The sequence below is a fragment of the Actinoallomurus bryophytorum genome (assembly GCF_006716425.1).
Classification (GTDB): domain Bacteria; phylum Actinomycetota; class Actinomycetes; order Streptosporangiales; family Streptosporangiaceae; genus Actinoallomurus; species Actinoallomurus bryophytorum.
Genome location: NZ_VFOZ01000003.1, coordinates 361,202 through 387,570 on the forward strand (window position 1 = coordinate 361,202; position 26,369 = coordinate 387,570).

Annotated in this window: 28 protein-coding genes; 13 read left to right on the forward strand and 15 right to left on the reverse strand. The window is 70.9% G+C overall.

Annotated elements, in window-relative coordinates; all coding sequences use genetic code 11:
* The first annotated feature begins 216 nt into the window (after positions 1 to 216).
* Positions 217 to 561 (forward strand): RNA polymerase-binding protein RbpA, encoded by a 345-nt coding sequence (locus FB559_RS43060; RefSeq protein WP_141963948.1) that lies wholly within the window; start codon positions 217 to 219, stop codon positions 559 to 561.
* A gap of 162 nt (positions 562 to 723) precedes the next feature.
* Here FB559_RS43060 and FB559_RS43065 read toward each other — a convergent pair whose 3' ends face one another.
* Positions 724 to 1,236 carry an FxsA family protein gene (locus FB559_RS43065; RefSeq protein ID WP_221640747.1) on the reverse strand — a complete coding sequence of 171 codons (513 nt, stop codon included), beginning with the start codon at positions 1,234 to 1,236 and terminating at the stop codon, positions 724 to 726.
* 172 nt (positions 1,237 to 1,408) lie between these two features.
* Here FB559_RS43065 and FB559_RS43070 point away from each other — a divergent pair, with 172 nt between their 5' ends.
* Positions 1,409 to 2,377 (forward strand): GlxA family transcriptional regulator, encoded by a 969-nt coding sequence (locus FB559_RS43070; RefSeq protein ID WP_141963950.1) that lies wholly within the window; start codon positions 1,409 to 1,411, stop codon positions 2,375 to 2,377.
* A gap of 15 nt (positions 2,378 to 2,392) precedes the next feature.
* A complete protein-coding gene (locus tag FB559_RS43075) occupies positions 2,393 to 3,016 on the forward strand; it encodes a DJ-1/PfpI family protein (protein WP_141963952.1) in 624 nt (207 codons plus the stop codon).
* 7 nt (positions 3,017 to 3,023) lie between these two features.
* On the opposite strand, the gene FB559_RS43080 is transcribed toward FB559_RS43075, so the two are convergent.
* The 6 genes from FB559_RS43080 to kdd form a co-directional block, all read right to left on the reverse strand.
* A complete protein-coding gene (locus FB559_RS43080; RefSeq protein ID WP_221640749.1) occupies positions 3,024 to 3,776 on the reverse strand; it encodes a polyprenol monophosphomannose synthase in 753 nt (250 codons plus the stop codon).
* 3 nt (positions 3,777 to 3,779) lie between these two features.
* The gene (gene lnt, locus FB559_RS43085; RefSeq protein ID WP_246122936.1) at positions 3,780 to 5,360 is read right to left on the reverse strand and encodes an apolipoprotein N-acyltransferase; all 1,581 of its coding nucleotides are present in this window, start codon (positions 5,358 to 5,360) and stop codon (positions 3,780 to 3,782) included.
* 445 nt (positions 5,361 to 5,805) lie between these two features.
* The gene (kal, locus tag FB559_RS43090) at positions 5,806 to 6,198 is read right to left on the reverse strand and encodes a 3-aminobutyryl-CoA ammonia lyase (RefSeq protein WP_141963956.1); all 393 of its coding nucleotides are present in this window, start codon (positions 6,196 to 6,198) and stop codon (positions 5,806 to 5,808) included.
* The gene (gene kamE / locus FB559_RS43095; RefSeq protein WP_246122937.1) at positions 6,195 to 7,013 is read right to left on the reverse strand and encodes a lysine 5,6-aminomutase subunit beta; all 819 of its coding nucleotides are present in this window, start codon (positions 7,011 to 7,013) and stop codon (positions 6,195 to 6,197) included. The genes kal and kamE overlap by 4 nt, the downstream gene beginning before the upstream one ends.
* On the reverse strand, positions 7,010 to 8,602 hold the full coding sequence (gene kamD / locus FB559_RS43100) for a lysine 5,6-aminomutase subunit alpha (RefSeq protein ID WP_141963958.1): 1,593 nt from the start codon (positions 8,600 to 8,602) through the stop codon (positions 7,010 to 7,012). The genes kamE and kamD overlap by 4 nt, the downstream gene beginning before the upstream one ends.
* A complete protein-coding gene (gene kdd, locus FB559_RS43105; protein WP_141963960.1) occupies positions 8,599 to 9,636 on the reverse strand; it encodes an L-erythro-3,5-diaminohexanoate dehydrogenase in 1,038 nt (345 codons plus the stop codon). The genes kamD and kdd overlap by 4 nt, the downstream gene beginning before the upstream one ends.
* Before the next feature lie 125 nt (positions 9,637 to 9,761).
* Between kdd and FB559_RS43110 the strand changes: the two genes are divergently transcribed.
* Complete coding sequence (locus FB559_RS43110; RefSeq protein WP_246122938.1) at positions 9,762 to 11,198, forward strand: KamA family radical SAM protein; 1,437 nt, start codon at positions 9,762 to 9,764, stop codon at positions 11,196 to 11,198.
* A 10-nt stretch (positions 11,199 to 11,208) separates the two neighbouring features.
* Here FB559_RS43110 and FB559_RS43115 read toward each other — a convergent pair whose 3' ends face one another.
* Complete coding sequence (locus FB559_RS43115) at positions 11,209 to 11,415, reverse strand: hypothetical protein (RefSeq protein WP_141963962.1); 207 nt, start codon at positions 11,413 to 11,415, stop codon at positions 11,209 to 11,211.
* A gap of 73 nt (positions 11,416 to 11,488) precedes the next feature.
* On the opposite strand from FB559_RS43115, the gene FB559_RS43120 reads away from it, so the two are divergent.
* Both FB559_RS43120 and FB559_RS43125 read left to right on the forward strand, forming a co-directional pair.
* Positions 11,489 to 12,064 carry a methyltransferase family protein gene (locus FB559_RS43120; protein ID WP_141963964.1) on the forward strand — a complete coding sequence of 192 codons (576 nt, stop codon included), beginning with the start codon at positions 11,489 to 11,491 and terminating at the stop codon, positions 12,062 to 12,064.
* 13 nt (positions 12,065 to 12,077) lie between these two features.
* Complete coding sequence (locus tag FB559_RS43125; RefSeq protein WP_221640750.1) at positions 12,078 to 12,566, forward strand: aldo/keto reductase; 489 nt, start codon at positions 12,078 to 12,080, stop codon at positions 12,564 to 12,566.
* Positions 12,567 to 12,627: 61 nt separating this feature from the next.
* Here FB559_RS43125 and FB559_RS43130 read toward each other — a convergent pair whose 3' ends face one another.
* The 5 genes from FB559_RS43130 to FB559_RS43150 all read right to left on the reverse strand — a co-directional run bounded on the left by FB559_RS43130 (position 12,628) and on the right by FB559_RS43150 (position 18,251).
* On the reverse strand, positions 12,628 to 14,124 hold the full coding sequence (locus FB559_RS43130) for an aldehyde dehydrogenase (NADP(+)) (protein WP_141963966.1): 1,497 nt from the start codon (positions 14,122 to 14,124) through the stop codon (positions 12,628 to 12,630).
* A gap of 54 nt (positions 14,125 to 14,178) precedes the next feature.
* Positions 14,179 to 14,946 carry an ATP-binding cassette domain-containing protein gene (locus FB559_RS43135; RefSeq protein WP_141963968.1) on the reverse strand — a complete coding sequence of 256 codons (768 nt, stop codon included), beginning with the start codon at positions 14,944 to 14,946 and terminating at the stop codon, positions 14,179 to 14,181.
* The gene (locus FB559_RS43140) at positions 14,943 to 15,980 is read right to left on the reverse strand and encodes an ABC transporter permease (protein WP_141964199.1); all 1,038 of its coding nucleotides are present in this window, start codon (positions 15,978 to 15,980) and stop codon (positions 14,943 to 14,945) included. The genes FB559_RS43135 and FB559_RS43140 overlap by 4 nt, the downstream gene beginning before the upstream one ends.
* On the reverse strand, positions 15,980 to 17,119 hold the full coding sequence (locus FB559_RS43145; protein ID WP_141963969.1) for a sugar ABC transporter substrate-binding protein: 1,140 nt from the start codon (positions 17,117 to 17,119) through the stop codon (positions 15,980 to 15,982). The genes FB559_RS43140 and FB559_RS43145 overlap by 1 nt, the downstream gene beginning before the upstream one ends.
* Positions 17,120 to 17,315: 196 nt before the next feature.
* Positions 17,316 to 18,251: a U32 family peptidase gene (locus tag FB559_RS43150; protein ID WP_221640752.1), complete on the reverse strand. Its 936-nt coding sequence runs from the start codon at positions 18,249 to 18,251 to the stop codon at positions 17,316 to 17,318.
* A 198-nt stretch (positions 18,252 to 18,449) separates the two neighbouring features.
* Here FB559_RS43150 and FB559_RS43155 point away from each other — a divergent pair, with 198 nt between their 5' ends.
* The 5 genes from FB559_RS43155 (at position 18,450) to FB559_RS43175 (ending at position 23,275) form a co-directional block, all read left to right on the forward strand.
* The gene (locus tag FB559_RS43155; RefSeq protein WP_141963971.1) at positions 18,450 to 19,232 is read left to right on the forward strand and encodes an IclR family transcriptional regulator; all 783 of its coding nucleotides are present in this window, start codon (positions 18,450 to 18,452) and stop codon (positions 19,230 to 19,232) included.
* 52 nt (positions 19,233 to 19,284) lie between these two features.
* A complete protein-coding gene (locus tag FB559_RS43160; RefSeq protein WP_141963973.1) occupies positions 19,285 to 20,457 on the forward strand; it encodes a mandelate racemase/muconate lactonizing enzyme family protein in 1,173 nt (390 codons plus the stop codon).
* Between the two features lie 11 nt (positions 20,458 to 20,468).
* Positions 20,469 to 21,467 carry a zinc-dependent alcohol dehydrogenase gene (locus FB559_RS43165; RefSeq protein WP_141963975.1) on the forward strand — a complete coding sequence of 333 codons (999 nt, stop codon included), beginning with the start codon at positions 20,469 to 20,471 and terminating at the stop codon, positions 21,465 to 21,467.
* Positions 21,468 to 21,564: 97 nt separating this feature from the next.
* Entirely contained in the window at positions 21,565 to 22,074 is a 510-nt protein-coding gene (locus FB559_RS43170) for an SRPBCC family protein (protein WP_185792764.1), read from the forward strand.
* Positions 22,075 to 22,120: 46 nt separating this feature from the next.
* Entirely contained in the window at positions 22,121 to 23,275 is a 1,155-nt protein-coding gene (locus tag FB559_RS43175; RefSeq protein WP_141963979.1) for a cytochrome P450, read from the forward strand.
* A gap of 107 nt (positions 23,276 to 23,382) precedes the next feature.
* Here FB559_RS43175 and FB559_RS44445 read toward each other — a convergent pair whose 3' ends face one another.
* Positions 23,383 to 23,544 (reverse strand): hypothetical protein, encoded by a 162-nt coding sequence (locus FB559_RS44445; RefSeq protein ID WP_185792765.1) that lies wholly within the window; start codon positions 23,542 to 23,544, stop codon positions 23,383 to 23,385.
* Between the two features lie 15 nt (positions 23,545 to 23,559).
* Entirely contained in the window at positions 23,560 to 24,207 is a 648-nt protein-coding gene (locus tag FB559_RS43180; RefSeq protein ID WP_141963981.1) for a hypothetical protein, read from the reverse strand.
* Between the two features lie 269 nt (positions 24,208 to 24,476).
* Between FB559_RS43180 and FB559_RS43185 the strand changes: the two genes are divergently transcribed.
* Together FB559_RS43185 and FB559_RS43190 are read left to right on the forward strand one after the other, a co-directional pair.
* Positions 24,477 to 25,007, forward strand: a complete 531-nt coding sequence (locus tag FB559_RS43185; RefSeq protein WP_141963982.1) for an FHA domain-containing protein — start codon at positions 24,477 to 24,479, stop codon at positions 25,005 to 25,007.
* A gap of 138 nt (positions 25,008 to 25,145) precedes the next feature.
* On the forward strand, positions 25,146 to 26,339 hold the full coding sequence (locus FB559_RS43190) for an ROK family transcriptional regulator (protein WP_141963984.1): 1,194 nt from the start codon (positions 25,146 to 25,148) through the stop codon (positions 26,337 to 26,339).
* The last annotated feature ends 30 nt before the right edge of the window (positions 26,340 to 26,369 follow it).

A 26,369-nucleotide genomic window follows, 5' to 3' on the forward strand; every position in this document is an offset into this window, starting at 1 on the left:
ACGGGACCGGCCGGCGGCGCTCGGCACGGCAGGGATGAGACGCCCCTTGTGACCGGCCCCGCACGGTCTGGCACGCCGCGCGAGCGGACGATCTTCGGCGGTACAGGGGAAGACAGGAAAACCACAGGGTTGGACCAAGGCCGGGGCGGGAATCTTGTGACGGTATCCAGCGTTCCTTTACTACGAGAACGCAAGCCGTCTGGGAGGCACGTCACGATGGCCGAGCGCGCACTTCGCGGCACGAGACTCGGAGCCACGAGCTACGAGAATGATCGCAATACCGACCTGGCACCCCGTCAGGAGGTCATGTACGACTGCCCGAAGGGCCACCGGTTCACCGTCATCCTTGCCGCAGAGGCAGAGGTGCCGATGACCTGGGAGTGCCGGAGCTGCGGCGCCACGGCCCTGATGGTGGACGGTGAGATGCCTCAGTCCAAGAAGGGCAAGCCACCGCGTACCCACTGGGACATGCTCATGGAACGTCGTTCGATCGAGGACCTGGAAGAGGTCCTCGCCGAGCGGCTGGCCGTGCTACGGGCCCAGCGTAGGAAGACCGCGTAACAACCGACAACGCCTTTGACGGGCCGCGCCGCCAACCCCTCGGTGGCGCGGCCCGTCGGCGTCTGTGGTGCCATGACTGAACGGGGCCGATGCCCTTCGGCGGCGGCGGCGCTCGCGGGAGCCCGGGGCCGATGTCACGTCAGGCCGGCGGCCCGGATCGCTCTAGCGATCCTCCTCGATGACCTCGCCGCGCACGACCCGCGCGTCGGGTTCCCGGCCCTCCGGGGCGCTCTGGGCGTCCGGCCGTATCCGGACGCCGGGCATGCCGCCCAGCCCCTCGAACGCGGCCGCGGTGCGGCTCTGGGCGACGCGTACGCGGCGCGCGACGAAGGCCGACAGCAGCCAGCGCAGGACCGGCCGCGTGAACGGCAGCACGAACAGGAAGCCCAGGATGTCGGTGACGAACCCCGGCGTCAGCAGGAGCACACCGCCGATGAGGACCAGCGCGGCGTCGGCCAGCTCACGGTCGGGCAGGCCGCCCTTCTGGAACGTGCCGGTCAGCGCGCGCCAGGCCCGGCGGCCCTCGCGGCGAACGATCCACGCGCCCAGGACGCTCTCGGCGATCAGCAACGCCACCGTCGGCCAGGCGCCGATGAGGTGACCGACCTGCAGGATCACGTAGATCTCAACGATGGGCACCAGGAGGAAGGCGACGAGCAACGCGACCGGCAACATGGATCCATTGTGACGTGCCGCGCCCTCGCTTTGGGCCGGTCCCCGCCACGCTGACGGCATAATCGCGGGACCCCGGTGAGCGATTCGTAGCCGTGCCGTCCCCCGGGCGATGGCGGAAATCGTCATAGACATGTCCTTGCCGCCATCGCGACGGTGCGGCCACGATGGAGGGGTGACCAGCCCGAACATCGTCTTCGCCGTCTTCCCGGGCTTTCAGATCCTGGATCTGACCGGGCCGCACGAGGTGTTCACCCAAGCCGGGCGCCTCACCGGGGGCGCCGTCATCACGACCGTGGCCGCCGCGCCCGGTCCGGTGGCCTCGAGTGGCGGCCTCGCGATCTCACCGACGCTGACGATCGACGAGGAGACAGGGCCGGTGGACACCCTCGTCGCGGTGGGCGGCGGCGGCGTCGACGCGGCGTGCGCGGACCGGCGCTTCGTCGACTGGTTCGCCCGGACCTCGCGGACCGCCCGGCGTACCGCCTCGGTCTGCAGCGGTGCCTTCCTCCTGGGCGCGGCCGGGCTGCTCGACGGGCGGCGGGCGGTCACCCACTGGTCCCGCTGCGGCGGGCTGGCCGAGCGGTATCCGGAGGCGACGGTCCACGCCGACCCGATCTTCGTCCGCGACGGCGACGTGTGGACCTCCGCCGGGGTCACCGCGGGCATCGACCTCGCCCTGGCCATGGTCGAGGACGACCACGGGCCCGAGGTCTCCCGCACCATCGCCCGCCGGCTGGTGATGTTCGTCCAGCGTCCGGGAGGGCAGGCGCAGTTCAGCGCCCAGCTCGCGGCCCGGCGGCCGGAGCGTGCGCCGCTGCGCGAGGTCCTGGGCTGGATCACCGACCATCCCGACGACGACCTCACCGTGCCGGCGCTCGCCGCGCGCGCCGCGATGAGCGAGCGGAACTTCGCCCGCGTCTTCCTCGCCGAGACCGGCAGCACCCCGGCCGCGTACGTCGAGAGCGCACGCGTCGAGGCCGCCAGGCGGCTCCTGGAGACGACCACGGCCACGCTGGACGCAGTGGCGCGCGCCTGCGGGTTCGGCACCGTCGAGACCCTGCACCGCAGCTTCAGGCGGACCCTGCGCGTCACGCCGGGCGAGTACCGCAGATGCTTCTCCGCACCCACCTCAGCCGTCTGACGGAAGGACACGCCCATGCGGATCGTCATCCCGATCTTCGAGGGGATCACCGCGCTCGACGCCGTCGGCCCGTACGACGTCCTGCGCGTGCTGCCGGAGTCCGACGTGGTCTTCGCCGCCCACGCGCCCGGCCCGTACGCCGACGGCGACGGGGCGCTCTCTCTCGTCGCGACGGCCGCCCTCCAGGACGTCACCGGCGCCGACGTCCTGCTGGTGCCCGGCGGCCTCGGTACGCGACGCCTCGTCACCGACGAGCCGCTGCTGGAGTGGATCCGCCGCGTCCACGCGACCACCCGCTGGACCACCTCGGTGTGCACCGGCTCACTGCTGCTCGGCGCGGCCGGACTGCTCGACGGGCTGGAGGCCACCACCCACTGGTCGACGGTCGACGCCCTGGAGTCCTACGGTGCGACGTACACGGCCCGGCGTGTCGTCGAACAGCCCGGCGGCATCATCACCGCCGCCGGGGTCTCCTCCGGGATCGACATGGCCCTGCGGCTGGCCGAGCTGATCGCGGGACGGGTCGCCGCCGAGGCGTGCCAGCTCGCCGTGGAGTACGACCCCCAGCCGCCCTTCGACTCCGGGTCCTACGCCAAGGCCTCACAGGAGGCGAAGGACTTCCTGGCCCACAGGGGGTGAGGCGGGCTCAGGCGTCGGGCCGGCCCGTGAGCCGGCCCAGGCGGTGCTCCAGGCCCCACTGCGTGAGCTTCAGGAACGCCTCCACCATGATGTCGCGGCTCATCTTGCTGGCGCCGTGGGTGCGTTCGACGAACGTGATCGGCACCTCGGCGACCCGCAGCCCGCTGCGTACGGTGCGCAGGGTCAGGTCGACCTGGAAGCAGTACCCCTGCGACGTCACCTCGTCGATGCCGATCTTGGTCAGCGTCGTGGCGCGGTAGGCGCGGAAGCCGCCGGTCGAGTCGTGCACGGGAAAGCCGAGCAGGAGGCGCGAGTAGGTGTTGGCGCCGCGGGAGAGCGCCTCGCGCTTTTTCGGCCAGTTCTCCACCCGGCCGCCGTTGACCCAGCGCGAGCCGATCACCAGGTCGTGGCCCTCCAGCGCGGTGAGCAGCCGCGGCAGCTCCTCGGGCTGGTGCGAGCCGTCGGCGTCCATCTCGACGAGGACGTCGAAACCGCGCTCGAGCCCCCAGCGGAACCCGGCGACGTAGGCGGCGCCGAGTCCTTCTTTGCCGCTGCGGTGCAGTACGTGCACGTGGTCGTCGCCGTCGGCGATGCGGTCGGCGAGCTCACCGGTGCCGTCCGGGCTCGCGTCGTCGGCGACGAGGATCTCGGCCTCCGGGACGGACACGCGGACCCGGCCGATGATGGACTCGATGTTCTCGCGTTCGTCGTACGTCGGAATGATCACGAGAACCCGCCCGACGTCCTCCGTGGTCTCCACCCGCTAGGTCCCCTTGCTCGTCCGTGTCCTGGCGGCGGCGACGGCCGCCGCAGCGAAACCAAGCAGCGCGAGCACCCACTCGGGGGCGGCGCCAAGATGATCGGAAAGCGTACGCGACGTCCGCAGCGGTACGCGCTCGACCTGCAGTACGGGTGTGAATTCCTTCGAGTGGTCCAGCACGCGTCCGCTCGGGGTGATGATGCCGCTGATGCCGCTCGTCGAGGCCACCACCATCGTGCGCCCGTGCTCGACCGCACGCAGCCGCGACATCGCGAACTGCTGCGGGGGCAGGCTGGTGCGCCCGAAGGTCGCGTTGTTGGTCTGCACGACGAGCAGAGGGTTCTGCGCCACGTCGCGGACCAGGCCGTCGTAGGCGACCTCGAAGCAGATCACATCGCCGATCTTGACCGGACCGAGCTGAAGGGATCCGGGTGACCGCCCCTTGACGAACTCCCCCACCATGTCGAACCGCGTGATGACCTTGCGAAGGAAGCCACGGAAGATCGGGATGTACTCCCCGAACGGCAGCGGGTGCCGCTTGACGTAGTACGCGCCGGGCCCCTTGACCGGGTCCCACACGATGCCGCGGTTCTCCACGTGCTCGCCGTCACCGTGGTCGATCACGGCGCCGACCAGGACCGGCACGCCGATGTCCTGGACCGCGGCGTCGATCACCTGACGTGCCTGGGCGTCCTGGTAGGGGTCCAGGTCGCTGGAGTTCTCCGGCCAGATCACGATGTCGGGTTTGGCGAGCTTGCCGGCGCGCACCTCGCTCGCGAGGACGTGCGTCTCTCGCGCGTGGTTGTCCAGGACGGCCTCGCGCTGGCCGAGGAAGTCCAGGCCGGCGCGCGGGACGTTGCCCTGCACCACGGCGACCGTCACCTGCCGGCCGCCCGTCGAACTCGGGCGGGGCACCAGGATGCCGCCCAGGCCTAGCACGAGGACACCGGCCAGCATGAGCGCCACGCCCCGCAGGGAACCCGAGGGGGTCTCGGCGCGCCGCCGCCACAGCGTCAGCGCTACCGCGGCGAGCAGCCCGCCGGTGAGGGCGGTCACGAAGCTGATCAGGGGTGCGCCGCCGACCGGCGCGTACCCGGTGAAGGGCGAGGCGGTCTGACTGAAGGCCAGCCGTCCCCACGGAAAACCGCCGAAGGGCACCCGGCCCCGTACGAACTCCTCGGTGATCCACAGCAGGGCGGTCCACAGCGGCCAGGCGCGCAGCCGGGTCACCAGGGCGACCCCGGTGCCGAGGAGCGCGAAGTAGAGCGCTTCGAAGACGCTCAGCGCCAGCCACGCGTCGATGCCGACGGGCCGCAGCCCCTCGAACAGGGGGAAGCAGAAGGCCAGGCCGAACAGCATGCCCAGGCCGGTCGCGCCGCGCAGACGCCGGCCGCGCAGGACCAGGGCGAACATCGCCGCGGCGACGGGCGCGAGCGGCCACCAGCCGATCGGCGGGAACGCCGCGGCGAGCAGCAGGCCGGCGATCATCGCCAGTGCCGGGCGCCGCAGCCGCGCCGGGACATGCCGCCGCGATGGTCGTTCGGCGACGCCGGGGGACTCCTCGGCGAGCGTCTCCTGCGCCACCAGCACTCCTCGTCGAATGGTCCGTTCAAGCGGAACGGTATCGTCCGGTTGGCCACTAGACGAACGCGGGGCGTCGCGGCGCCGGATCAACGGCGCGGCAAGGACGGTATGGCGGCGGCCGAACAGGGCCGGAACGGGAAAGAGCCCGGGCGGTCCCTTCGAACCGGACCCGTCTCGTCGGCGGCGAGCGCGTTGGTCCGTTGTCTGATGGGTGCCCAGGCTCCTACCGAGTCTCACCGGCGCCGTCCGGGGTGCTCCCGGCCGGGTGTACGCGTCTTCCTGCGTCTGGCTCTCGACGGATCGGCGCCTGTGTGGCGCGTGTCCTTCCCCCGTCGTGGCGCAGGTGCCGCGGGCCCCGGCCGGCCGGCCGGTCATCCCTCTGGTGGACCGCCTAGGCAACTTATCGGTATCCGTTGCGATGTCAACCCGTGTCGTGGCGACATCGTCAGGCCGTGCCCGGGACCACGACCGTTCCGGTCGCGGTGACCACGACGATCGGCTCGGTCAGCACCTCGGCCGCCGACTCGCCCTTGTCCGGGCGCGACCGGCACACCACGCGCGCCTCGAACGCGAGCGTGCGGCTGCGGCGGCCGACCCGCGTGACGGTGGCGGTCGCCTCCAGCACGTCGCCGGCGCGTACGGGGGCGCGGAACTGCACGTCGTCATAGGAGGCGAACAGGCCCTCGTCGCCGTCCGTGCGGACGCACATCTCGGTCGCGACGTCGCCGAACATGCCCAGGACGTACGCGCCGTCTACCAGGCTCCCGCCGTAGTGCGCGTGACCGTACGGGACGTAGCGCCGGTGCGTGACGACCAGTCCCTCTCGGGGATCGCTCATGCGCTCTCCTCGGGGGTCCAGCTCGGCAGCAGGGCGTGCACCAGGTAGGAGGCGACCTCGCCCGGGGTGGTGCCCTTGCCGAAGATGCGGTCGACGCCGAGCTCGTCCTCGGTCACGGTGTCGAACCGCGGCCCGCCGACGATGAGCAGCGGCCGGCCCATGCCCGGCCCGACCGCGGTCGGGTACGCGTCGTGGAACGCGGCCGCCATCTGCTTGGTGTTGTGGATGTGGGCGTTCTTCTGGGTGACGACCTGGGAGACGAGCACGGCGTCGGCGTTGTCGGCCTTGGCGCGTGCGACCAGCTCCTCGACCGTGACCTGGGCGCCCATGTTCACCACCTGGATCTCCCGGTGGTATTCGAGGCCCTTCTCCCCCGCGAACCCCTTGACGTTGAGGATCGCGTCGATGCCGACCGTGTGGGCGTCGGTGCCGATGCAGGCGCCCACGACGACGAGTCTGCGGTTCAGCACGGTGCGGATGGCCAGCTCGATCTCCTTGGCCGGCAGCAGCGGGTACTCCCGGCCCTCGGGCACCTCGATGCCGGCGTAGTCGATCAGGTGGTTCACCTTGCCGTAGACGATGAAGAAGGTGAAGTCGGGTCCCATCGGCTTGACGTGCACGACGCTGGCCGGGTCCAGGCCCATCTGCCGGGCCAGGGCGAGTGCCGCCAGCTCGGCGCGCTTGCCGGCGGGCACCGGCAGGGTGAAGGAGGTCTGCACCATCGCGTCGCCGGTGGTGTCGCCGTACGGGCGGATGATCGAGGGGATGTCCTGGATCTCCGGGACGTCGGTCCTGGTCTGCTGCTGCCGGGTCACCGCTGCACGCTCCCTGCGGGTATGTGGGCCGTGTGGGGGTCCTCGTTGTCGAGGATGTCCAGGGCGGGGCCGAAGTAGGCGTCGGCGCGCTCGACGACGCCATCGAGCCCCTTACCGCCGTCGGCGGGCCGCCGCGTCACTCCGAAGGTGCCCTCGGCGATCGCCTTGAGCAACGAGTCGTCGCAGACGCGTTCCAGCAGGTCGACCGATTCGGACAGGACCTGCTTGGCGCGCTGGACGACGAGGCCGTCCGGGCGGGGCACGAAGTCCTCGGCGAGCGCGCCGCAGGCGTCACGTACGTAACGGACGTTCTCCAGGGCCAGGTCACGGTCCGACAGCCACGGCGTGTGAATGCCCTCGGTCATCATCCCGATCAAGATGATCGACTGGCCGGTCATCACGCCGGCCAGGTTGAAGAACGCGTCCAGCAGGTAGCCGGCGAAGACGTTGCCGGTCATGTGCTTGGTGGGCGGCATGTACTTCAGCGGCGCGTCCGGGAACAGCTCGCGGACGAGCTGGGCGTGGGCCAGCTCCAGCCGGAAGGAGTCCGGGACGGCGGGGTTGATCTCGAAGGCGTGGCCGAGACCGAGCTGGGAGTCGGCCAGGCCGGCCTCGAGGCCGAAACGCTCGTTCAGCAGCTGGCTGACCACCACGGTGTGCGCGGCGTCGACGGCGTCGGCGGTGGTGAGGTAGTTGTCCTCGCCGGTGTTGATCACGATGCCGGCGCGGGCGTGGACCTGGCGGGAGAACCGCTGGTCGATGAAGGTACGCCGGGGGTTGATGTCGCGGAAGATGATGCCGTACATGCAGTCGTTCAGCATCATGTCGAGGCGTTCGAGGCCGGCGAGCGTGGCGATCTCGGGCATGCACAGCCCGGACGCGTAGTTCGTCAGCCGGACGTAGCGGCCCAGCTCCTTGGACACGTCGTCGAGGGCGGCTCTCATGAGCCGGAAGTTCTCCTGTGTGGCGTACGTGCCGGCATAGCCCTCACGGGTGGCACCCTCGGGCACGAAGTCGAGCAGGGACTGCCCGGTCGAGCGGATCACCGCGACGACGTCGGCGCCCTCGCGCGCGGCCGCCTGCGCCTGCGGGATGTCCTCGTAGATGTCGCCGGTCGCGACGATCAGGTAGATCCAGGGTTTCGGCGGATCGCCGACCTCGGCGAGCATCGTGTCGCGTTCGGCCCGGCGCCGGTCGATGCGGCCGATGCCCTCGCGCGCGGCGCGGCGGGCGAGCGAGGCCGCGGCGTCGGCGTCGGCGCCCTTGGGCAGGCGGAACGTCACGGCGCCCAGGGCCGCCGCCCGCGCCAGCGCCGGCAGGTCGGCGTGGGACTCGGCCCGCAGCGCGTCCCAGACCGGCAGGGCGACGCCGTGTTCGAGCCCGACCTGGTCGCGTACGGCGTCGACCAGGTGGTTCACCCACGGCCGCCCGTCGGAGTCGGCGCCGGACAGCCCGGCCAGGCGCAGCTGCGCGCGCTCGACCGACACGGTGGTGTGCGTGCGGGCCATCTCGATGACCGGCTCGGCGGCACGCTCGGCCAACTGCCGCGCCTTGCGCACGACCTGCGGATCCAGGTCCAGTTTGCTCATGACGCCTCCACACGCTCGGTAAAGATCTTCATTACGCCCGGCTCGGTGCGCAACAGGTCCAGCGCCATACGTGCGTGACCGGGGGCGTAGCCGTTTCCGATCAGCATCGTCACGTCGGCGGCGAGGCCCTCGGCGCCGAGGGCCGCGGCCGGGAACGAGGTGGCCATCGAGAAGAAGACGACCGTGCCGCCCGCCGCGGTGGCCAGGATCGCGCCGTGCTCACAGCCCGGCACGTCCACGCACACCACCGTGACGTCGGCGCCCGCCTCGGCTCCGGTGCCGTGGACGGCCGCGGCGAGCGCGATCGGGTCGCGCGCGTCGGCGCGTACGACGTCGTCGGCCAGCCCGGTGGCGCGCAGCCGCTCCGCCTCGGCCTCGACCGGGACCACGCCGATGGTCCGCGCGGCGCCGGCGCTGCGCGCCGCGGCTAGGGCCAGCGACCCGCTCTTGCCGGCGGCGCCGATCACGGCCACGACCGGATCGGTGCGTTCCGCCACGACGCGGTGGGTGAGAGCCGGAGCGCCGCAGACGTCCAGGACGGCCAGGCTGAGCGCCGCGGGCAGGTCACCGGGCAGCTCGGCGGCGATCGAGCGGGCGAACAGGATCGCGTGGCCCTCGGCCGGGACCTGCTCGCTGCGGCCGTCCCAGTGGCGCAGGTCGTCGTCGATGCGCAGCGGGGTGAGCGTGAGCGAGACGAGGGTGGCGATCCGCATTCCGGGCTCGAGCCCCAGCGGGGACCGCGGCCCGACCTCGTCGACGACGCCGATCAGCATCCCGCCCGAGCCGGTGACCGGGTTCTGCATCTTGCCGCGGCTGCGGACGATCTCCAGCACCTCGGCGCGGATGCGGTCCGGGTCGCCGTCGTGCTCGGTGTGCAGCTGCCGGTAGGACGCGGCGTCCAGGTTCAGGCGTTCGAGGCGGACGCGTACCTCGTCCTCCCGTATCCGTGGATCGGGATCGAGCCTGCGGGCCGCCTGCGGCAGGACACCGGGCGGCTCCAGGACCCGGTGCAGTCCGACCGGAGAGCTGTTCATCCATCTCCTCGGGTAGCGTGTAGTGGAATATCTGTTGAGGCAACCTAGTTTAGAGAAAGAATTTCCCGTATCGTCCCGCTGACACTGAATATCATCCGTCGACCAGCGTAATAGAGGTGAAGCTCGTGACCGCTCTAGCAGAGGACTCGGTGGTGACCCCCGAGGGCCATCTCCAGCCGTACACGTACCAACGTCACGAGCTGATCGAACCGGACTGGCGCCGGTTCCCCGCCTGGCGTGAGGTCACGACGGCCGAGTGGGAGTCGGCGCAGTGGCAGCGGGCGCACTGTGTGAAGAACGTCCGCCAGCTCCGCCGCGTCATGGGCGACCTGCTCGGCGACGACTTCTACGCCGACCTGGAGCGCGACCAGCGCGAGCGGGCCACGATGTCGATGCTGCTGCCGCCCCAGATGCTGAACACGATGAACACCGGCAGCACCGAGGAGTTCTACGCCGACCCCGTGCGCCGCTACATGCTTCCGGTCTTCAGCGACCGGCGTACCGACTGGCCGTCCCACCCGTTCGCCAGCCGTGACTCCCTGCACGAGGCCGAGATGTGGGCGGTGGAGGGACTGACCCACCGCTACCCCACCAAGGTACTCGCCGAGCTGCTCCCCACCTGTCCCCAGTACTGCGGTCACTGCACCCGCATGGACCTCGTCGGCAACTCCACCCCCCAGATCGACAAGCACAAGTTCGCGATGAAGCAGCCCGACCGGCTCGAGGAGATGCTGGCCTACCTCGCCCGCACCCCGCAGGTACGCGACGTGGTCGTGTCCGGTGGCGACGTCGCGAACATGCCGTGGGCCCGCCTGGAGACCTTCATCGACCGGCTCCTGGACATCGACAACATCCGTGACATCCGGCTCGCCACCAAGGCCCTGATGGGCATGCCCCAGCACTGGCTGCAGGACGACGTACGTGCCGGTGTCGAGCGCGTCGCCACCAAGGCGCGGAAACGCGGCGCCCAGATCGCCATCCACACCCACATCAACGCGGCCCAGTCGATGACGCCGCTGGTCGCCAAGGCCACCGGCGCGATGCTGGAGGCCGGCGTCCGCGACGTCCGCAACCAGGGCGTGCTGATGCGCGGCGTCAACGGCACCGTCGAGCAGCTCCTGGACCTGTGCTTCGCGCTACAGGACAACGGCGTGCTGCCCTACTACTTCTACCTGTGCGACATGATCCCGTTCAGTGAGCACTGGCGGCTGTCGCTGGCCGAGGCGCAGCGGCTGCAGCACGGCATCATGGGCTACCTGCCGGGCTTCGCCACTCCCCGGATCGTCTGCGACGTGCCCTACGTCGGCAAGCGCTGGGTGCACCAGGTCGCCGACTACGACGCCGCGCGTGGAATCTCGTACTGGACCAAGAACTACCGCACCGCGATCGAGGCCGACGACCCCGAGGCACTACAGCGTCGTTATGAGTACTACGACCCGATCCACACCCTCCCGGCCGCCGGTCAGGACTGGTGGCGCGACCACGCCCGCGAGGCCCACGGCCGCGACCTCCACCTCGCCGCGGCCAGCCGCGCCGCCTCCGAGGCGATGCGGGACGCCTGAGACGTGTCTTTCAGGGGTGCTCCCAGCGTGCGATGACTTCGCGGCACGCTGGGACATCCTTGTCGTCCACGAGCAGGACGAGGTTGCCCGTGTGGTCGCTGTACTGGACGAGCACGTTGACTCCCGCGTCTGCCAGCAGCCCGCCCAGCGCTCCGAGCTGTCCGGGCGACGAAGCCGTCCCCGTACAGGCGGGTCTCGTGGCTGTGCATGGTGCCACCGTAGGTCCCGGACGCTTTCTCAGGCATCGAAAGACGAGCCCACCGACACCGGAGCGGAGTACCTTGCGGGGCATGAGCGCGGCGTTCTCCACCCCATACCTGGTGTCGGCCTGCTGCTGGATGGCGCTGGAGGTGGCCCTGGCCTTACGTGACCTCGTGCGGTGGAGGGCACGCCACTCCTCGGACCGTGGCACCCGCGGGATCGTCGCGCTCTCCCTCGGAGGATCGATCTTCGTCGGCGTCATGCTGCGGCGCTGGCTGCCCGCGCTGGACACACCCGTACGGGCCGCCTTCGCCGGCGCGGGACTCGTCGTGTTCTGGGCGGGCCTGGCCGTGCGCGCCTGGGCGGTGGTGGCGCTCGGCGGGTCGTTCAGGACGTTCGTCCAGGCCGACGTGGGCCAGGCCGTCGTCACCCACGGGCCGTACCGGTGGGTCCGGCACCCCTCCTACACCGGCCTGCTGCTGATCGCCCTGGGAATCGGCCTCGGCGCGGGTAACTGGCTGTCCCTGCTGGTCTGCGCCGCCGTCCCGGCGCTGGGACTGCTCCCGCGCATCGCGGTCGAGGAGTCCGAGCTGGCGCGAGTGCTCGGTGAGGAGTACCGCGGCTACCAGAGGAGGACACGGCGCCTCGTGCCGGGCCTGTGGTGAGCCGCGAACGGCGGTGAGCACGCGCTCGTGTCCGGCGGCCGTGGCGGCCCGGATCGTCGTCCTGGCGACCAAGGTAAAGATCCGCTACGCGGGGTCCTCGACTTTCGCCCCCTCGACGATCGTGCAGGCGCAGTGGACCGCCGAGCGACGGCAGCGCGAGCGCTTCGTCTGCGAACAGCCGCCCTACTCCCTGCTGGTCCGGGGCGTCGAGGCCGACGTACTGCCCACCTGCGAGACGTACCGGATGGGGGTACTCGCCTGGAGTCCGCCGGCCGGGGGCCGGCTGTCCGGCCGCTGGCACCGCGACGCGGCCGACCTGTCCAGCCATCGCACGCGGACGATGCCCTTCCGCACCACGTCCGCCCACTACGACCTGGACATCCCGGGTAACCAGGCCAAGCTCGACGCCGCCACCGAGCTCGCCGGCATCGCCGACGACGCGGGCTACAGCGCGGCCGTCCTGTCCGACCCGAAGCACCGCCGCCGCGCCGTCGTGCGGTGAACCGGCGAAGCCGCATACCGGCGCCGGGAGCCGGCCTGAGCCTCGCTGGAGGGCCGGCGCCTCACTCCGTGAGCAGGACCCCGTCCACGCGCCGGGGGATGCCGGGGCCCGCGTCGTGCAGTTCGGGTGGGAGTACGGTCTCCGGGGCGTCCTGCCAGGCGACCGGGCGCAGGAAGCGGCGGATCGACGTCGCGCCCACCGAGGTGTGCAGCGGGTTCGAGGTGGCCGGATGCGGGCCGCCGTGGTGCATCGCGTGGCTGACCGCCACGCCGGTCGGGAAGCCGTTCCAGACCAGGCGCCCCGCCTTCTCCCGCAGCACCGTGGCCAGCCGCGCGGTCAGGGCGGTGTCGTCCTCGCCCGCGTGGATCGTCGCGGTCAGGTTGCCCGGCAGGGCCGACAGGGCCGCCAGCAGCTCCTCCTCACCGGAGTACTCGACCAGGACGGCGGCGGGGCCGAAGCACTCCTCCAGCAGCGGGCCGTTCAGGTCGGGGGCGCGCACCGCGACCAGGACCGGCGCCAGTGGCCCGTTGCCGGCGGCGACGACCTCGGCGCCGGGCGCCCCGCCCAGACGCTCGGCGCCCTCGGAGAACGCGTCACGGATCCCGGCGTTGAGCAGCACCATGCCGCCCAGTTCGCCCACGCGCCGTGCCGCCTCCTCGCGGAACCGACGCCCCGCCTCGCCCGCCGGGACGAAGACCAGGCCCGGTTTCGTGCAGAACTGCCCGGCGCCGAGGGTGAACGACGCGACGTAGCCCTCGGCGATCTCGGCGGCCCGCTCGGCGGCGGCCGCGGGCGTGACGACCAGGGGATTCAGACTGCCCATCTCGGCGTAGAACGGGATCGGGTCGGGCCGGGCGTTCGCGAGGTCGAACAGGGCGCGGCCACCGCGGTAGGAGCCGGTGAAGCCCACCGCGCGGATCGCGGGGTGGCCGACCAGGTCGGTTCCGGCCTGGCCGCCGTGGACCAGGCCGAGCGTGCCCTCCGGTGCCCGCGCCTCGCGTACGGCGCCGGTGAGCAGGTCGGAGCACAGCTGCGAGGTGGCCGGGTGGGACGGGTGGGCCTTCACCACGACCGGGCAGCCCGCCGCGATCGCCGAGGCGGTGTCACCGCCGGGGACCGAGAACGCCAGCGGGAAGTTGCTCGCGCCGAACACCCCCACCGGGCCGAGCGGCACCAGCATGCGGCGTACGTCCGGCCGCGGGCCCATGCCGGTGGGACCCGCGTGGTCGATCGTCGCCTCGACGTAGGAGCCCTCGTGCAGCACGTCCGCGAAGAGACGCAGCTGGAAGCACGTACGGGTCAGCTCGCCGTTCAGGCGCTGCTCTCCGAGCGCGGACTCGCGGTCGGCGACCTGGACGACCTGCTCCCGCGCCGCCTCCAGTGACTCCGCCATCGCCCGCAGCAGCCCGGCACGGCCGTGGCGGCCCATGGCCTCCAGCCCGGGGAAGGCCGCCGCCGCGCTCTCGCAGGCGGCGGCGGTCTCCTCGGTCGTACTCTCCTGCGCGACGGTCGTGACGACCTCGCCGCTCCGTGCGTCCACACTCGTTACCGCGGTCACCCGCGATCACTCTCCTCCCTGAGGTGCTCCCGCACGTGAGCGTCTCATCCGCCGTCAGGCGCCGGCGGGAGGGGTGCCGCGTGTACGCGCGGCGCGGTACTCGGCGACGACCAGATCGGTCAGCTCCGTCAGGGAGGTCTCCCCCGCGGCCTTGTCGAAGGTGATCTCGCCGTGCTGGAGCAGGTTGACCCGGTCACAGACCTCCAGGACCTGCGCGTAGTTGTGCGCGATGATGATCACCGAGACCTCGCCGCGGTCCTTCAGCTCGCGTACGAGGTCCAGGATCAGGGCGCCCTCCTTGGCGCCCATCGCGGCGAGCGGCTCGTCCAGCAGCAGGATCTTGGCGTCGGAGTAGACCGAGCGCGCCACCGCGATCGCCTGCCGCTGGCCACCGGACAGCTTGGCCACCTCCACGTCGACCGAGGAGATGTTCACACCCATGTCGTCCAGGTGCTGCTTGGCGAGCTTGCGCATGGCGCGGTTGCTCAGCAGCGGCCAGCGGACGCGCTCCCGGCCCAGGAACATGTTGTGGTAGACGCTGAGCTCGTTGATCAGCGCGAGGTCCTGGTAGACGGTGTCGATGCCGAGCCCGCGCGCGTGCTCGACCGACTTGAACGTGGCCTCCTCGCCGTTCAGCAGGATCCGCCCGGAGTCCGGCTGGTGAAAGCCGCACAGGATCTTGATGAGCGTCGACTTGCCCGCGCCGTTGTCGCCGATGAGGCCGAGGACCTCGCCCTGCTCCAGGCGCAGGTTGATGTCGGTCAGCGCGGTGACGGCCCCGAAGCTCTTGGCCAGGTGCTCGGCCCGCAGCACCTCCGTCATGACCGGCCCGCCCTTCGCAGTCTCGCCAGATGGACGTTGAGGATCATCGAGACGAGGATCGCCGCCCCCAGGATGATGTTGAACGGGTTGGCGCTGATGCCGATCAGGTTGAACCCGTTCTGCAGCTCGGCCAGCACGAGCGCGCCGAGCAGGGCGCCGATCACCGTGCCCGAGCCGCCCGCCAGCGCGGTCCCGCCGATCACCGCGGCGGACACGGCCGTGAACATGGCGCCCGTACCGCCCGAGCTCGGGTCGATCGTGCTCGTGCGGAACGCCTCCAGGATGCCGGCGAACGCGGCGAGGCCTCCGGTCACCATGAAGTTGCCGATCTTGATGCGGGCGACCTTGATGCCCGCCTCGCTCGCGCCGAGCAGGTTGCCGCCGACCGCGACCGTGTGCAGCCCCCAGCGGGTGCGGATCAGCACGATGTGGAAGAAGGCGACGATGGCCAGGCACCAGATCAGCTCGGACCAGTCCGCGTGCCCGAACCAGCCCGCGAGGCCCTGCGCCGCCGGCGGGATCTCCGCCGGGTAGGCGTGCGACGTCGTGAGCGTGATGCCCTGGACGAGGAACAGCGTGCCCAGGGTCGTCACGAACGAGGGCACTTTCAACAGGACGGTCACCGCCCCGTTGACCAGGCCGATGGCCGCGCCGGCCAGCAGGGCCACCACGATCGCGATGATCGGGTACATGCCGTAGTAGTCGATGAAGTAGTGCATGAGGAACGGCGAAAGCGTGAAGATCATGCCGGCGGACAGGTCGATCTCGCCGCTGACCAGCAGGAGCACCTCGCCGACCGCGACGATCGCGTACGGCGCGGTGCCCTGGGAGATGTTCACGAGGTTGTCGTGGCTCAGGAACGCGGACCTGGACCACTGGAAGTAGACGAGCAGCGCGATGGCGACGACCAGGATCGTCGCCTCGCGGCGCCGCAGGAACGCGTCGGCGGCCCGGCCCAGTGCCCTGGGCGCGCCGGGCGCGGTCCCCTTGGGTGGGGTCTTCTCGGCCTCGGTCCGGCCGACTGCTCCGTCCATCACTTGTGCGCGATGGGGCCGGTGCGGTTGAGCAGCTGCTGCTGGGTGCTCGATCCCTCGAATCTGGTCTTGGTGGCCAGGTAGGGGTCGACGTTGTCCTTGGTGACGAACAGCAGCCCGGTGTTGGTCTCCGAGGGCGCCGTCAGCCCGCCGGAGAGTTTGTACAGGTAGAGGTAGAGGACCGGCAGGAAGCCCTGGAGGTAGGGCTGCTGGTCGATGGTGAAGTCCAGGTTGCCGGCCTTGATCCCGGTGAGGGTGGCGGGGTTGAGGTCGAAGCCGCCCGCGGCCACGCCCTTGCTCTTGAGGCCGTACTTGGCCACGACCTTGCCGACGTTCTCGGTGGAGCCGGCGTCGACGGCGAACATGCCTTTGACGTTCTTGTGGCCCTGGGCGTACGCGTCGATCGTGGAGAGTTCCTTGGGCAGCTCGGCGCCGCTGGCGACCGAGGTGAAGTTGATCGGCTTGCCCGACGCCTTGATCGCGTCCTTGGCGCCGTCGATGCGCGGCTGGATGTTGAGCGAGCCGGGCGTGGCGATGAAACCGACGGCGTCGCCGCCCTGCATGAGCGAGGCGATGCGCTGGCCGAGCTGGTACCCGGAGGTGTAGAGGTCCTGTCCGATGTAGGCCAGCCGGTTCGTGCCGGGGTCGCCCTTGGCTCCGTCGGCGTTGTAGGACACGACCGGGATCCCCGCGTCCAGGGCCTTGTCCACCGGCGCGCCGAACGCCGTCTTGTCCACGACCGCCACCGCGATGCCGTCGGCCTTCGCGGAGATCGCGGAGTTGAACGCGTTGATCATCTGGGGGACGACGGAGTCCTGGGATCCGGTCCACTGGAAGTCACAGCCGAGCAGCGCGCATGCGTCCCTGGCCCCGTACTGGGTCGGGGTGAAGAACGGGTTGGTCGTCACGTGGTTGACGAAGACGAACTTCCACTTCGGCGTCGCGGGGAAGGCACCCACACCGCCCTTGGCGGCCGTGCCGGCGTCCTTCTTGTTGTCCGAGGAGCAGGCGGCGAGCAGCGCGGAGGCCGCCGCCGCGGCGCTGACCATGCCCGTTCCGCTGAGGAGCCGCCGCCGCGCGACGCCCTCGATGTTGAGAGTGTCGACGGCCTCTTCGACCTTGGGGTGGACCTTCTTCATCGCAGACTCCAGATCATGGCGGGATCAATGGGCCGACGCTGACGCGACCGGACATGTCTCCCCGCCCGCCCCCCGATCCGGGCGGTTGTTCGATATTTCGGATGCTGTTCGAAGTATCTGCCGCATGACGGTAAGTTGCGGCGAAAGGCCTGTCAAGGAGATCCACCGGGATGGATTCCAGAACGAGACCGAACCCTCAGGAGGGCCCCAGGAGCGTCGAGGTGGGGCTCTCGACCGCCTGCCCGTAGTAACGCCGGAGCATCGCCACGCCGATGGCCGCGCGGCGGACGCGCTCCTGCGCCGTCGTCACGGCGACGGTCTCCAGGTGCCTGCCGGACGGGTAGATGCCGGGGGCGTTGCGCACCGTGAACTTCAGGTGGACCGGCGCGCCGACCCGTACGAGCTCGGGCACCTCGTAGTAGCGGACCGTCCCGCCGAAGTCGTCGGCCCCCTCGACATACAGGTCCAGGGGCACCTCCACCGCGGCGCGCACCGCGGCGATCTGGGCGAGGGTGAGGTCGATGGGGAGGTTGATCGTGGTGACGCCGAGGTCCTCCAGCACCCGCGCGGTCGCCGGGTTGGCGGACGGCAGGGACACCGAGGACTTCAGGATCAGGTCGGCGGGCAGGTCGCCGGAGCGCTTCATCCGGCCGAGCACCCACAGCTGGCCGACGTCGGCGACCAGCACGCTCCGCAGGCCGAGCCCGACCGCGCGCACGACGTCCTCGATGCCGTACACGAGCTGGTCGGCGCCCCGCAGCGTGCCGGCGGCCACGACGCCCGATGAGGCGGTGACCTGGACGCCGACGTCCCACGACGCGCGCGGCCCGACGAAGAGGCAGACCTCGATGTCGTGCTCGGCCCCGAGGGCGACCATCTCCTCGATCTCGGCGTCGGTCTGCAACATGATGCCGCTGCCCTGGCTGATCCGGTGGATCCGCACACCTCGCTCCCGGCCGGCCTCGATGACGGCGCGGAAGGCGGCCGGTCCCTCGACGGAGGGGATCTCCACCCGGAACTGCCCTCCGTCGGGGAAGCGCCCCGCCGAGTCCGGCAGGGTGCCGAGATCCCGTTCCGGAAGTCCCAGAGAGGACAGATAGCGCCGGGTCTTCCCCATCGGGTCGTCGGTCATGACGCTCCTGTTCGAAATTTCGGACGCAATTCGGAAATCGGTCGACGTTCGGACGGTAATCGCGGCTTTTGGCAGCGTCAACGCCCGGCCGCGCAGCGCGGCGGGGTGCGCGGAGGCGCCGGTCACATTGACAGGGCCGCGGACGGGCGCCTAGCCTGCGCCCGAGATTTCGTACAGCGTTCGACGGGGTGATCAGTGATGGGACGTGCGGTGCCGGCCGTCACGCGTGCGCTGGACATCCTCGAGCTGTTCCTGGACCGGCCCAGCCTGACCGCCCCGGAGATCACCGAGGGCCTCGGGCTGCCGCGCACGACCGTCCACGAGCTGGTCACCACGCTGACCGACCGCGCGTACCTCATCCCGACGCCGGGCCAGCCGACGCGCTACCGCCTGGGCATGCGGCTGTTCCAGCTCGGCAGCATATTCGCCGACCAGCTCGACCTCGCCAACGAGGCACGGGAGATCGCCCAGCGGGTCGCGGCAAGCTGCGACGAGACCGTGCACGTCGCCGTGCTGGACGGGGCCGACGTCGTCTACGTCGCCAAGGTCGACAGCACCCACCCCGTTCGCATGGTGTCGGCCGTCGGCCGGCGGCTGCCCGCGCACTGCACCGGCGTGGGCAAGATGATGCTGTCCGGGCTGTCGCCGGAGGCCCTGGACGCCCGCTATCCACGCGACCGCGAGCTGACCGGCATGACCCCGCACAGCATCACCTCGCCGGCGCGGCTGCGCGCCCACCTGGAGGAGATCCGCCAGAGCGGACTTTCCTATGACGAGTGCGAGTCCAACGAGGCGGTCCTGTGCGTCGCCGCGCCCGTCTACGACCACACCGGAGACATGGTCGCCGCGATGAGCGTCTCCGCCCCGAGCCTGCGCTGGAACCCCGAACGCGGCGAGGAGTGGGGCGAGCTGATCCGCCACGGCGCCGCCGAACTGTCCCAGCGCCTCGGCCACCGTCCGCCCGCCACCGGACCGTCTTGACCGCCTGACCGCCTGCACTCGCCGTGAGACCCCCGCTCACCTGGAGGCACGTGTGCGCATCACCCGGCTGTCCACCCATGTCGTCGGTACACCCTGGCGCAACCTCACCCACGTCCAGGTCCACACCGACGAGGGCCTGACCGGTGTCGGCGAGGCCCGCATGCTCGGCCACACCGACGCGCTCATCGGTTATCTGGCGGAGGCCGAGCGCAACCACGTCATCGGCTCGGACCCCTTCGACACCGAGGACCTGGTCCACCGAATGAAATACGGCGACTACGGACGCGCCGGAGAAATCGCCATGTCCGGCATCGCCTGCGTCGAGATGGCCTGCTGGGACATCGTCGGCAAAGCCCTCGGCCAACCCCTCTGGCGGCTACTCGGCGGCAAGGTACGCGAACGGATCAAGGCCTACGCCAACGGCTGGTACACCGTCGAACGCACCCCCGAGGCCTTCCACACCGCCGCCCTCAAGGTCGTCGAACGCGGCTACCAGGCCCTGAAGTTCGACCCATTCGGCACCGGCACGATGGAGCTGGACCACGCCGAGACGATGCGCTCGGTCAGCCTCGTCGAGGCGGTACGCGACGCCATCGGGCCCGAGACCGACCTGCTCGTCGAGATGCACGGGCGCTTCTCCCCCGCCACCGCCATCCGGCTCGCCGGGCTGCTCGCGCCGTTCGAGCCGAGCTGGCTGGAGGAGCCGTGCCCGCCGGAGAACCTCAAGGCCCTGGCCAAGGTCTCCACCCACACCGACCTGCCCATCGCCACCGGCGAACGCATCCACGACCGCATCGAATTCCGCGAACTGTTCGAACTCCAGGCCGCCGACATCATCCAGCCCGACATCTCCCACATCGGCGGCATCACCGAAACCCGCAAACTCGCCGCGACCGCCGAAACCCACTACGTCATGATCGCCCCCCACAACGTCGGCGGCCCCGTACTGACCGCCGCCAACCTCCACCTCGCCGCCTGCACCCCCAACTTCAAAATCCAAGAACACTTCAACGACTTCGCCGACTCCGCGATCAAGGGCGTGGCACCCGGCCTCCCCGAGGTCGTCGACGGCTACTTCGCGCTCCCGACGACGCCGGGCCTCGGCGTCGAGCTCGACGTCGAGGCGTGCGCGGAGTTCCCCCGCCAGCGCGCCAAGTTCGACCTGTTCGCCGAGGACTGGCACCTGCGCGACCCCGAGCGGACCGGAGCCACGTCCGCGGAATGAGGAGGCCCCCGATGACACGTTCGCTCGTGATCGAGACACCGGGCGCCTACTCCCTCGTGACGACGGATCCGCCTGAGCCCGGCGCCGGAGAGGTCGTGGTCCGCGTCGCCGCGGCGGGCATCTGCGGTAGCGACCGCGAGCTGCTGCAGGGCACGCGGCCCGAGCCGTTCCGCCGCTACCCGATCGTGCCGGGCCACGAATGGTCCGGCGTCGTGACCGCGACCGGGCCGGGCGTCGACACCGCGCTGGCCGGCCGCCCGGTGGTCGGTGAGGGCTTCCGCAACTGCCAGGTCTGCGACCGCTGCCGCGCCGGCGAGACGAACCTGTGCACGGCCGGCTACGACGAGACCGGGTTCACCCGGCCCGGCGCATTCGCGGAGTTCCTGGTGCTGCCCGCGCGGCTACTGCATCTCCTGCCCGCCGGCGCCGACCTGCGCGCGGCCGCCCTCCTGGAGCCGGCCGCGGTCGCCGCGGCCGCCGTACTCTCGGCCCGCGTGGTGCCCGGCGAGCGGATCGCCGTGGTCGGCGCGGGCACGATCGGCGCGCTGTGTGTTCAGTTACTGCGGCTCTCCTCCCCCGCCGAACTGGCCGCCACCGATCCACGCCCCAGCCGTACGGCGACCGCGCTGGCGTGCGGCGCCACGCGCGCGCAGACCGGGCCGCTGCCCGCGGGCGCCTTCGACGTGGTGATCGAGACGGCCGGAGCGAGCGGCACGGCGTCCGCGGCGGTCGAGCTGGCACGCCGTGGTGGCCGGGTGGTGCTGACGGGCATCCCGGGTTCGGGGACCGGGATCGCACCGGCCGCGATCGTCGGTGGCGAGCTGACCATCACTAGCGTCTTCGGCGCGCGGTCCGCCGCGTGGACCCACGTCGTGGGCCTGTTCGCGGCCGGGCTGCTCGACCTCGGCCCGCTCGTCACGCACGAGTTCGCCCTGACGGAGTTCGGGCGGGCGGTGGAGCTGCTCCATGACTCAGAGGACGGCGTCGGCAAGGTGCTCATACGCCCCTGAGTCCGTCGCCGGAGGTGTCCGTCTCACGGGTTCCCGATCGTCGTGTTGCCGAGGGCTCCGGTCGCGGAGCCCAGGGGACGAGAAGGACGGAGCCGGTATGGACGACGGAGTGACGGGCGCGGTCGCCGAGGTGGAACTGGTCGTGGACCTGCCGATCGATGAGGTCTGGTCATTGGTCACCGACGTGAGCCGTACCGCCGACGCGAGCCCCGAGTGTGTCGCCGCGGCGTGGCGGCCGGGCCAGGGCGACGTGCCGCGTGCGGGAGCGAGGTTCGACGGGCGGAACGTGTTCCCCAGCGGGTTCACCGGCACCGCCGAGTGCGTGGTGACCGAGGCCGCCCGCCCGTCGGTGTTCGCGTGGGTCGTCCTGGACCACGACCAGGACGTCGACCGGCCGGGATCGATCTGGCGCTACACGCTCGAACGCGAAGGACGGAGCACCCGCGTCCGGCACCGCTTCACCCACGGTCCGGGCATGACCGGCCTACGTGCGGACATTCAGGACCATCCGGACCGTGCACGGGCGACACTGGAGGACCGGCTGGCCGTGCTCCGCGCCAACATGAGCGCCACCCTGCGGGTCCTGGTGCGGCAGACGGTGGGGTGAGCACCCTCTGTCCGGTTCACGGCCGAAAGGTCGTAATGTCGCGTGCGTGAGCTACCCCATCGGTGAGAGCGCCACCGTCGACGAACTGACGGCCGACCCGCATCCGCTGCTGGCACGGCTGCGGGCGGCCGAGCCGGTCTCCTGGCTGCCCGCCCTCGACGGCTGGCTGGTCACCCGGCACGACCTGGCACGGGCCGTCATGCGCGACGCGCGCACGTACACGGTCGACGACCCACGCTTCTCCACCTCCCGGCTGATCGGGCCGAGCATGCTCTCCCTCGACGGGCCCGCGCACACGCGGCACCGGGAGCCATTCGCCCGCACGTTCCGGCCCGCCGAGACGCGTGCGCGGTTCACCGCGTTCGTCGAGGCCGAGGTCGAGCGGCTGGTGACCGCGCTACGGCCGTCCGGACGCGCGGAACTGCGTGCCGAGCTCGCCGGGCCGCTCGCCGTCGCGGTCGTCGCCGAGGCGCTCGGCCTCGGCGACACCGACCCCACCACGATCCGGTCCTGGTACGAGGCGCTCGTCACGGCGGTCTCGGCGATCACCGCGGGCGGGGAGGCGGTCACGCCGGAGGCGTACGCGCTGCTGCGCGCCCGCGTCGAAGAGGCGATCAAGAACGGCCCGCCGTCGGCGTTGCTCGTGGAGGTGGCCGGACGGCCGGAGGGCCTGACCTCCGCCGAGGTCGTCGCGGACACCGCCGTGCTCATGTTCGGCGGCATCGACACCACCGAAGGCATGATCACCAATGCGGCGGCGCACCTGCTCGGCCACCCGGACCAGCTCGCCGGGGTCCGCGCGGACCCCGCACTGCTCACCGCCGCCGTCGAGGAGTCGGTACGCCTGGAGCCGTCGGCGTCGGTGATCGACCGGTACGCGGTGCGCGACGTGACGCTCGGGGACTCCCCCGTCCGCGCCGGTGACCTCGTACGGATCTCCATCGCCGGCGCCAACCGCGACCCCGGCGTCTTCCCCGACCCCGACCGGTACGACATCCGGCGCGCGGGCGCCGACCAGCACCTGTCCTTCGCGCGCGGCCCGCATTTCTGCTTCGGCGCCCACCTGGCCCGGTTGGAGACCACGACCGCGCTGCGCGCCCTGCTCGAACTGCCCGGCCTGCGCCTGGACCACACCGACGGCGCGCGCGGCCTGGTGTTCCGCAAGCCCGAGGAGGTCCGTGTCCGCTGGGACGAGGGATGAGCGACCCGGCCCGGCGCCTTTACATTGTAGATCATTAACTCGGCGACCCTCGGCGACCCTCGGTGCCCGCGAACGGCGCCGCGGCGGCTTCGCCGGTATGCCGCTGATCAGGTGTCGCCGTCGTCCTCCTGTCTACGCAGCCAGGAGTCCCACGCCTCGTAGTCGGGGTGGTCTGGACCGATGACGACGAGAGCGTCGCCGATGATTCCGTCCGTTTCGGCGCGCATCGGCACCGTCAGGGTTCCGTCAGAGTTTCGTGTTGCCTTCATGTGAAGCGTTCCCTATCAGAGCGGGCGTGGCTCAAGACCGTGCAGCAGGCTCGTGTAGTAGCCGTCGAACAGAGCCCCCGTGGAACGTTTGTTCGTGCCGATGCTTAGCGCTTCGGCCATGGCGTCGGCCCGGTAATCGGGCGGCATGTGGCGGTTTTTTGCCCAGCCGGCAAGGCCCTCAGCGACCTCGTGCACGGCCGGGGAGACACTGCCGCTCTCACCCTTGCCACCAAGGACCACTCGATTCGTTGACGGATCCAGCAGCCCCAACACATCATCCCAGGTCTTTCCCGCAGGCCAGCCCCGCGGGTGCACTCCGCGAAGTTCGGTCATGACGTCGGTGACCCGGCCATCGACGATACGGATACCGCCCTGGGGGTGGCCGGCGAAGTATCCGAGGAGTTTGCTGTGAAAACTGTCCGGGAGGAGTTCCAGGTCACGTAGGTGCTGCTGGACGGCGAACCCACTCCCGCCGATTCTGAGCCGGTGACCGTATATGGCGGACAGGCGTGTTCTCGAGCCACTTCCGGCGCCATGAACGGGATTGAATCCTGGGACCGGTGGGCGGGGAGCATCACGTTCAAGAACTTCTGCGCCGCCGCGGAAGAGCTCTACGGCTTTACGGAAGATGCCGCGTTCTACGGATTGCCCGAGCTTACTCAAATGACACGCCGATCATGGTGAGCTCCGGTAAGGCGGTCAGGTCATAGACGGCCGGGTAATCCTAGGCCGACGTCCGATGTAACGCGCCGCGGCCCGCTACGCCCGGAACATCATTGCCGCAGCGGCCCGCCAATCCCGTCCAGATCGGGCAGAGCGCCCGGCTCCGGCCTGCCCGGCCGATTCCACCGATGGCGAGGCGGCTCAACACGCCGACCTGGACGGTTTGTCACAGACTGGACACAGCTCTTTCCGGTCCGGATACTCATCTCATGGAAGGGCTCCCGGTCCGCGCATCGGACGACGACCGCGACCGTGTGCTTCGCGAGCTCCGTGAGCGCGTGGCCGAAGGCCGGCTGTCCCACGAGACGTTCGAGCGGCGTGTCGACTCGGCGCTGCGGGCGCGCAACAACGAGGAGCTCTCCGCCCTCGTCAGCGACCTGCCACCGGCCAGCCGCCTCGTACGCGGCCTCACCGGCGCGATCACCTCGCTGTCGTCGGTGACCGCGCGCATCGAGGCCGCCTGGCGCGCGCCGCGGCTGCCGCGCTTCGCCCTGCCTCCGCACGACTGGACCCAGTTGCTGATCGGCCGCTCCCCCGGCTGCCAGTTCGTCGTCACCGATCTGAGCGTCTCGCGGGTGCACGCCGAGCTGCGCCGTGCGGGCGACAACTGGCTGCTGTCCGATCTCGGCTCGATGAACGGCACCATCGTCAACGGTTACCGGATCGTCGCGCCGACACGCGTACGGCCCGGCGACGAGATCGCGTTCGGGAACACGCGCTTCATCCTCGCCGGCGACTGATGCCCTCCGGCACCGGTCTCGGCTTGATAACACCAGGTACCCGGCCTCTTGACGTCACGCTCCGGTGGTCATAGCTTCACCGGCAAGTTAGGAAAGTTTCCTAACTCCGTTGCCGAGTGATGACCGCCGGAGTCGCCGTTGTCCACCTCCACGCCGGGAACCCCGAGCCTGCTGCGCGCCATCAACGATCGCGCCGCGCTCGAGGTCCTGCTGCAGCGGGGCCCGCTCACCCGCCCGGAGATCGGCGCGCTCACCGGGCTGTCCAAGCCCACCGCCTCCCAGCTGCTCACCCGGCTGCGTGACGCCGGGCTCGTCGTCCTCGACGGCATCCGCGAGGGCGGCCCCGGCCGTACCGCGGAGCTCTACCGCATCAACCCCGAGGCCGGTCATGTCGTCGCGCTCGAGGTGCGCCGCGCCCGGATCCGGGCCTGCGCGGCCGACCTCACCGGCACGGTCGTCGGCCGCTTCGAACTGCCGACACCGGGAACGTCGGGCGGAGACGCGGTCGCCCGCGCCCGTCAGACCGTGCAAGGTGCCATGGACGCCGCCGGCCTCGGCATGGACCGGCTCAACCGCGTGGTCATCGGCGTCCCCGGCGCCGTCGACCCGCGTACCGAACGGCTCGGCTACGCCTCGCACCTGCCGGGCTGGCACATCCCGGACCTGCTGAGCAGCCTGCGCAACGGTCTCGGCGTGCCCGTCGCCGTCGAGAACGACGTCAACCTGGTGGCCATGGCCGAGCTCGCACACGGTCAGGTCACCGAGTCGCGCGACTTCGTCCTCCTGTGGGTCAGCGCCGGCATCGGCCTGGCCATCGTGCTGGGCGGCACACTCGTGCGCGGCGCGACGGGAGGAGCCGGGGAGGTCGGCTACATGCCGGTCGCCTCCGCCCCCATCATCCGCGAGCCCGGCAGGGCCAACACCGGTGGCCTGCAGGCCGTGGCCGGCGCGCCCGCCGTGATCAGGCTGCTGCGCGAGCACGGTTTCCGCGGCAGCCAGGCCGACCAGATCATCCGGCGTGCACGGGAGTCGTACGAGAACGGGGAGGAACGGGGGGTGGCCGCGCTCGGCGAGCTCGCCACCCGGCTCGCCACCGGACTCGCCGCGATCGTCAGCGTGCTCGACCCGGAACTCATCGTGCTCGCCGGCGAGGTACCCCTTTCCGGTGGCGAGCCGTTCCGCGCGCTCGTCGAGCGCGAACTCCACACGATGACCATCCCGCACCCGCCGCTTCGGCTCAGCTCGGTCGACGGCAACCCCGTCCTGGCCGGCGCACTGCACCTCGCACTCGGGGAAACACGCGAGGAGCTCTTCTCCAGCACCGTCCGTTAGAACCCTCCCCTGGCCGTCTCGTACGGCCGG